We start from the raw sequence: 6204 nt of genomic DNA, 5'->3' as shown, positions 1-6204 counted from the left end.
GGCGAATGATGAGGAAGACGGTATATCAGGTGGGCGATCGGGTGGTGCCGGTGGATCTTCCAAGGCAGCTCGTGTGCCGGGTGGCGGCGACCGACGACGCCGCGATGGTGGACCTGCTGCTCGCCGTCGAGTCGCGACTCGGTGTACGCATGCCGGAGCGCGCGCTCGACGAGATCCGGACCTACGGCGAGCTGGTGACGGCGACCGTCGCCGCCATCCGCGATCGCAAGAGCCGCCTCGCCCGCACCGGCGACGGCGTCTCGACGGGTCGCGTGCGCGTCACCGGACCCAAGGGGCTCGTCATGGAGCGCTCGGGGGCGCTCACGCCCTATCTGCTCGAGGCCATCATGGACGATGCGCGGCGCAGCGGCGCCGGCACGACCGTCGCCATCACGATGACGGGGTCGATCACGGATGAACGGGTGGCCGACCTCACGGCCCAGCTGGCGCCGCTCACGCGCCGGGGCATCCACGTGCGCATCGCGCGCGGCGCCGAGCCGACCGGCCTCCTCAGAACAAGCTCGTGATGATCGTGCCGAGGAGCGAGATCGGCGCCAGGTCCTCGACGGACTGTGCCGCTCGCCCTGCCGTCCGCATCGTGTCCTGCGCGTCGGTGTAGAGCGAGTCGTCGGTGAGCGCACGGCCGAGCGTGCCCTGACCCGAGCGCAGCGCGCTCGTGATCGCCTCGGCGTTCCGGGCGGTCGTGCCGAGGTCGTCGACGGTGTCGCGGAGCTGCGTGTAGAGGCCGTCGTCGCGCGACACGAGCTTCCCGAGCGTCCCCTCGCCGTCGGCGAGACGCCGGGTCACCGTGCCGAGGTCGGCGACCGAGCTGCGGACCTCGCCCACGGCGGCGCTCATCTGATCGTAGAGCGCGGGGTCGTTCACGAGCCGGCCGAGCGTGCCGGTCCCGGTGTCGAGCTTGGTCGTGATCGAGGCCAGGTTCTGGGTGAGCGACGTCAGCTCCCGCCGGTTGTCCTCGACGACGTCGGCGAGTGTCCCGAGCAGCCGGCCGGCGTCCGTGCCGAGCCGATCGGTGAGCTCCCGGACCGAGGTGGCGACCGCGCTCAGGCGATCGACCGCGTCGGCGAGGCCGGCCGGCGTCTCGCCCTCGATCGTTCCGCCCGGCGCGACCGGCGGCGAGTCCGCGCTGCCCGCCGACAGCGACACGAAGCGCTCGCCGCTCAAGGCTCTGAAGTCGAGACGCGCGCGACTGTCCTGCCGCGGCAGGAGGGTCGGGTCGAGCGCGAGCGCGACACGCACGTGCTCGCCCTCGAGCCGGATGTCGCCGACGCGGCCGGCGCGAATGCCGGCGAGGCGCACCTCGGCGCCGCGATCCAGGCCTTGCACGTCGGCGAAGGTCGCATACACGGTGACGCGACGGTGGAACATCCCGAGGCCCATCGTCAGCTCGACGGCGACCAGCAGCAGGACGAGCGCACCCAGCACGAACAGACCGATGCGTTGCTCGTGGGTCAGCATGGCGCCTCCGGGAAGTCGTTGGCGAAGGTGGCGGCCCGCACGAAGGCGCGCGTGAACGGATGCGTGCTGGCGAGGACCGTCGCCGGCGGCCCGCACTCGACGAGACGTCCGGCGTGGAGCACGGCAATGCGGTCGGCGAGCGTGCAGGCGAGCGGCAGGTGGTGCGTGACCACGATCTGCGTCGCGCCGCGCTCGGCGCGGATGCGGCGGACGACGCCGGCGATCTGCTCGGTGAGGATCGGATCCAGGTCGGCCGTGGGCTCGTCGTACAGGATGAGGTCGGGATCGAGCGCGAGGGCGCGCGCGATGGCGGCGCGCTTGCGCATGCCGCCCGAGAGCTCCGTCGGCCGCTTGTGCTCCGCGCCGCGGAGGTCGACCAGGGCGAGCACGCGTTGCACCAGCTCGCCGATCGCGGGCGGCGAGACGCCGTCTTCGCGGCTGCGGAGCGCCACGTTCTCGGCGACGGTGAGCGAGCCCAGCAGGGCGGCGTTCTGGAACACGATGGCCATGCGGAAGGGCTTCTCGGCGGCGGGGAGCGCGCGGTAGCGCGCGATGTCGAGGCCGCCGACGGTGATGCGACCGCGGTCGGCCGGCTCCAGGCCGGCGAGCAGACGGAGGAGGACCGACTTTCCCTGGCCGCTCTGGCCGACGATGGCGACGAGCTCTCCCGGTGCAACCGCGAGGTCGATGCCGCCCAGCACCACGGCGTCGCCGTAGCGCTTCTCGACCCCGACCAGCTCGGCGGCGACGCCCGCGCGGCGGCTCACGACACCACCACCAGCGTCGCACGGACGATGATGAAGTCGAACACCAGGATCAGCACGAAGCTCCACACGACGGCCGCCGTGGTCGAGACGGCGATGCGATCGGCGCCGCCGCGCGTGCGCAGGCCCCACGTGCAGGGAAGGAGCGCCGCCACGAGACCGAACACCGCGCCCTTGCCGAGGCCCACCAGGACGTCGCGCAGGTGCACCCACTCGAGCATGCGTGCGAGGTACTCGTCGACCGAGATCTTGATCGCGGGATCGAGTCCCACGACCGCCGCGCCGCCGGCGATGCCGATGAAGTCGGCGTAGAGGATGAGGATGGGGAGGGCGATGGTCGCGGCGAGGAGGCGCGGTTGCACGAGGAAGCGCACCGGGTCGACGTCGATCGTGCGCAGCGCCGCCACCTCGTCGTACACGGACATGGCGCCGAGCTCGGCGGCAATGGCCGAGCCGGCGCGCCCGGCGAGGAGGAACGCCATCATCGTGGGGCCGAGCTCTTTCGTCATGGCGAGACCCACGATGGGACCGAGCACGCCCTGGCTCACCTCGCGCACCTGGTCGGCCGTCTGCACGACCAGGACCATACCGACGAAGAGCGAGAGCAACGCCGCGATCGGGAGCGTGTCGGTCCCGATCCGTCGCAGCTCGAGGGCCAGCCGCTCGCGATCGGGGGCGCGGAGGCCGAAGTGCCGGATGGTGGTGACGAGGAGCAGCGCCGCCTCGCCCAGCACCTGCAGCATGTCGAGCGCGCCCGCCCCGAGGCGCCCGAGCGCCGCGAACGGCGGAGCGACGCGGGCGTCAGCCGCCGGTGTCACCATGGACGTACCAGGGCCCGTGCAGCACGCCGTGACGGCGCGCGACGAGGCCGTAGGCGAGATCCCAGTCGAGCCCGTCCGGGCCCGGCTCCCAGGACACGACCGCCGTGAGCGGCGCCCACAGCTCGCGGATGCCGCGATTCGCCGGCAGGAGCGCGTCGAGGACCGCCGGCGCCTGGCCGCTCGCACGATCTCCCGTGCGCTCGGCGCGAAAGCCGCCGATCAGGGTCATGAGCGCATGCGACGAACCCGTCGCCTCGTCCCAGTCCCACTGCGACCGCCACGCGAGGAGCAAAGCATCACGACGCCGAAAGTGGAAGTCGCCCCGATCCTCCGCGAGCGTCCGCCACGCGGGCCAGAGGTAGAAGCGGCGTGACACGGCGCCGTCGTCGCTGCGGCCATAGAACGGGGCGAGCCGCCACGTCGTGTAGTCGTCTTCGCCGAGGCGACGCTCCCGGAAGACGAACGGCCACGGCGCGCCGGTCGACTCGGTGCCGCGGCGCCGATCGATCGAGTGGGTGTAGCCGGTGAGGATGTAGGCGCGGCTCTCGCGCTGCTCGCCGTCGAGTCGCGCGAAGAACGGGAAAGCGACGAGCCGGTGCTCGGCTCCGTAGGCCGGATCCTGCCGGTCGCTCCAGGCGAGGAACGGCCAGGCCGCGAAGCCCGAGCGCTCGCGCCCGGCGATGGTCGTCGTCCCGAAGATCGGGAAGACGCGGAGGCCATCGCCGTCCTCGCCGCCGAGCCAGGAGACGATCGGGAATGGAGCGTAGGTCCGCGTCACGCGCGGTTCCTCGAATCGCGCGAAGAGCGGAAACCCGATCGCCCGGATCCGCGCGAAGCCGAACCGGTCGTGCAGGTCGAGGTAGAAGGGAAGGACGCCGACGTCGGGCGGGTCGTCGCCGCGGTCGCGATAGAAGACGAACGGAAAGAGCGTGAAGCTCGCGCCCGTGTCGCCCTCGCTCTTCGGGCTGCCGCGGGCGCTCAAGAGCAGGAAGCGGACCGACCACTCGTCGCCCTGCCAGCGCGTGGCGGCGATCGGATAGAGGAAGTCCGCCTGCTGATCCCGCCCGTCGCGCTGCTGCCGGAGCCAGAGGAGGGGCCTGATCGCGAGCGCACGGCCGGCGGCCGACGAGTCGTACTCGACGAGCGGGCCGAGCGCCGACCAGTGGAGGTGCCCGGTCGCCTCGTCGTGCTCGTAGCGGAAGAGGGGCCAGCAGCCGATCTCGAAGGCCGGCAGGCGGGGCGCGAGGACGAGAAGCAGGGCAGCCGCGACGGCGCCGCGCACGGACGTGGCTCAGCGTCCGATCTCGACGCTGCGGAGGTCGCGGGCGCGGACCTGATAGGCGCCGCTCGCGAGCTGGCCGTAGAACGTCGTCGAGCTGCGCAGGACGAGCGTGACGGGTGCGCCCTCGCGCAGCGTCACCGTCGCGCGCATGCGGTCACGATCCTTGCTCTCGGAGGCCAGCTCGATGCGCTCGATGCGGCTGAAGGGCACACGCAGGCGCCCGCGGCCGAGCTCGCCCTCGAGCGTCGTGTCGCCGCCGACCGACAGGTGCGTCACCTCGACCTGCGCGCCGTCGACGTCGACCAGACGCGCCCGCACGTCCTCCTGCGGTGCGGCGGCGTCGCGCCCACCGCCGAGCGCGCCCATGCCGAGGATGCCCAGGAGGATGGGGACGCCGGCCACGAGGCGGAGCGCGCGCTGCACGGCGGCCCATTATCGGCTTGCCCCGGCGGGAGCAACCCGGCACAACGGGTTGATCGTGCCCTCACGCGTGCGCGCCGTGTGCATCCACGGGCACTACTACCAGCCGCCGCGCGAGCATCCTTGGCTCGGAGTGCTCGAGGGCGAGCCGTCCGCGGCGCCGGACCACGACTGGAACGTCCGCATCACACGCGAGTGCTACGCGCCCAACGCCGAGGCCCGCCTGCTCGATGCGCACGGGCGCGTGCGCGGCGTCGTCGACAACTATGCGTGGACGAGCTTCGACGTCGGACCGACGCTGCTGTCGTGGATGGCGGCGCGCGCTCCGGCGCTCGTGGAGCGCGTGCGCGCCGCCGATGCCGAGAGCCGGCGCCGCACCGGCTTCGGCAACGCATGGGCGCAGGCGTACAACCACCCGATCCTTCCGCTCTGCACGCCGCGCGACGTGGCGACGCAGGTCGTGTGGGGCGTACGGGAGTTCGAGCTGCGCTTCGGACGGCGGCCGGACGGGATGTGGCTGCCCGAGATGGCGGTCGACGTGACGTCGCTGGAGGCCCTGGCGGCGTCGGGCATCACGCTCACCATGCTGTCGCCGCACCAGGCGAGGCGCGTACGACCCATCGGCGGCGACGAGGCGAGCTGGCGCGACGTCACGGCCGAGACGCTGGACGTCCGGCGCCTCTACCGCTGCAACCTGCCGAGCGGCGCCGCCATCGACATCGTGTTCCGCGATGCCGCGATCTCGCAGGGCCTGGCGTTCGGCGAGCTCTTGCGCGACGGTGGCGCCCTCGTCGAGCGGCTTCGCACCGTTCTCGCACGCGACGACGGTGACGGTCTCGTCTGCGCCGCGACCGACGGGGAGACCTTCGGGCACCACCATCAGTTCGGGGAGATGGCCATCGCCTACGCGATCGAGAGCCTGCGGCGCGATCCCGAGGTCTCGCTCCTGGGTCCCGCGGCGTTCCGGGCCCTGTCGCCGCCGCGCGACGAGCTCGAGATCGTCCCGGACAGCTCGTGGAGCTGCGCCCACGGCGTCGAGCGATGGCGAAGCGACTGCGGATGCCGCGTGGCGGGACCGCCCGAGTGGACGCAGGCGTGGCGCGCGCCGCTGCGCGCCGCGATCGACTGGCTCCGCGACGAGCTGGCGGTCGTGTTCGAACGGGAGACGGCGGGGCCGCTGCGCGATCCGTGGGGTGCACGCGATCGCTACGTCGACTGCGTCGTCGAGCCGGATCGCACCCTCGCCTTCCTCGAGGCGGAGCTGCGCCCCGGCGCCACCAGGGCCGAGGTGGTGACGGCGCGCCGCGGTCTCGAGATGGCCCGCCACGCCATGCTCATGCAGACGAGCTGCGGGTGGTTCTTCGACGATCTGGCGGGCGTCGAGGGCACGCTCGTCCTGCGACAGGCCGGGCGCGCGCTCGATCTCGCGCGACGGCTC

At 72.6% G+C, this 6204-nt stretch carries 7 protein-coding genes; 2 read left to right on the top strand and 5 right to left on the bottom strand.

What is annotated here, in order from left to right; all coding sequences use genetic code 11:
* Positions 1–527, top strand: a 527-nt coding sequence (locus tag VMS22_11495) for an acyl carrier protein (protein ID HXJ34645.1), incomplete at its 5' end; no start/stop codon positions are given.
* Here the strand turns inward: VMS22_11495 and VMS22_11490 are convergent.
* From VMS22_11490 to VMS22_11470, 5 genes are read right to left on the bottom strand one after another with little or no spacing between them, the layout of a single operon-like run.
* Positions 511–1479, bottom strand: coding sequence for an MlaD family protein (locus VMS22_11490; protein HXJ34644.1), 969 nt, complete (start codon positions 1477–1479; stop codon positions 511–513). The two genes, VMS22_11495 and VMS22_11490, sit on opposite strands and share 17 nt — an antisense overlap.
* On the bottom strand, positions 1473–2246 hold the full coding sequence (locus VMS22_11485) for an ATP-binding cassette domain-containing protein (protein HXJ34643.1): 774 nt from the start codon (positions 2244–2246) through the stop codon (positions 1473–1475). Before VMS22_11485 ends, VMS22_11490 begins: the two co-directional genes overlap by 7 nt.
* The gene (locus VMS22_11480) at positions 2243–3064 is read right to left on the bottom strand and encodes an ABC transporter permease (GenBank protein ID HXJ34642.1); all 822 of its coding nucleotides are present in this window, start codon (positions 3062–3064) and stop codon (positions 2243–2245) included. Before VMS22_11480 ends, VMS22_11485 begins: the two co-directional genes overlap by 4 nt.
* Positions 3045–4346: a hypothetical protein gene (locus VMS22_11475; GenBank protein ID HXJ34641.1), complete on the bottom strand. Its 1302-nt coding sequence runs from the start codon at positions 4344–4346 to the stop codon at positions 3045–3047. Before VMS22_11475 ends, VMS22_11480 begins: the two co-directional genes overlap by 20 nt.
* Before the next feature lie 9 nt (positions 4347–4355).
* On the bottom strand, positions 4356–4769 hold the full coding sequence (locus VMS22_11470; GenBank protein HXJ34640.1) for a hypothetical protein: 414 nt from the start codon (positions 4767–4769) through the stop codon (positions 4356–4358).
* Between the two features lie 55 nt (positions 4770–4824).
* Between VMS22_11470 and VMS22_11465 the strand changes: the two genes are divergently transcribed.
* The coding region (locus tag VMS22_11465; GenBank protein ID HXJ34639.1) for a DUF3536 domain-containing protein at positions 4825–6204 on the top strand (1380 nt) is incomplete at its 3' end.

The sequence above is a fragment of the Candidatus Eisenbacteria bacterium genome (genome assembly GCA_035577985.1).
Taxonomy (GTDB): Bacteria; Desulfobacterota; Binatia; order DP-6; family DP-6; genus DATJZY01.
Note: the sequence above shows the minus strand (reverse complement) of the source record. Positions and strands in the feature narration are given on the sequence as shown.